The organism is Pedococcus sp. 2YAF34, from assembly GCF_052114585.1.
GTDB lineage: Bacteria > Actinomycetota > Actinomycetes > Actinomycetales > Dermatophilaceae > Pedococcus.
The window spans coordinates 1-552 of sequence record NZ_JBFRFA010000090.1; the positions used below are offsets into that span (position 1 = coordinate 1).

General features: G+C 69.7%; 1 protein-coding gene and 1 pseudogene. Both read left to right on the forward strand.

Going from position 1 to position 552, the window contains the following annotated elements:
* On the forward strand, nucleotides 1-335 hold a 335-nt coding region (locus AB4Z02_RS19000), incomplete at its 5' end, for a sirohydrochlorin chelatase (RefSeq protein WP_441972920.1).
* Nucleotides 332-552, forward strand: a pseudogene (locus AB4Z02_RS19005) (MFS transporter); the annotation flags it as partial. The gene AB4Z02_RS19000 and the pseudogene AB4Z02_RS19005, both read left to right, overlap by 4 nt.

Genomic DNA, 552 nt, shown 5'->3' on the forward strand with positions numbered 1-552 from the left:
GCCACGTCATGGGCCATCTGCTGGCCGGATTGCTGCGGCGCCCGGTCATGGTCTCGTTCATCTCCGCGGCCGAACCGCGGGTACCGGATGCGGTCGTGGCCGCACGCGCGTCGGCGTCGGGTCGGGTCGTGGTCGCGAGCTACCTGCTGGCGCCCGGCTATTTCGCCTCGCTCGCACAGGCGGCAGGTGCCGACCTGACGAGCGCTCCGCTCCTCGTCGACGGCGCGCCGGTCCCCGCCGAACTCGTCGACCTCGTCCTACGGCGCTTCGACGACGCCGGAACCATCCCTCTTCCCGAGCCCAGTACCACCACGCTGTCTGGAGGCACCCTGTGAACGCTCCATCCCCCACCTCGACGATCACCGACGACCAGACCATCGCCTCTGGGGCGGCGACTGCCGAAGCGGACGCGTCGACCGGCGCACCGCTCATCCGACGCCCTCGACGCTGGATCGACGGCTGGAACCCTGAAGACACCGGTCAGTGGCATTCGATCGGGTCCTCGATCGCACGGCGCAACCTGCGCTGGTCGATCTTCGCCGAGTTCCTCGG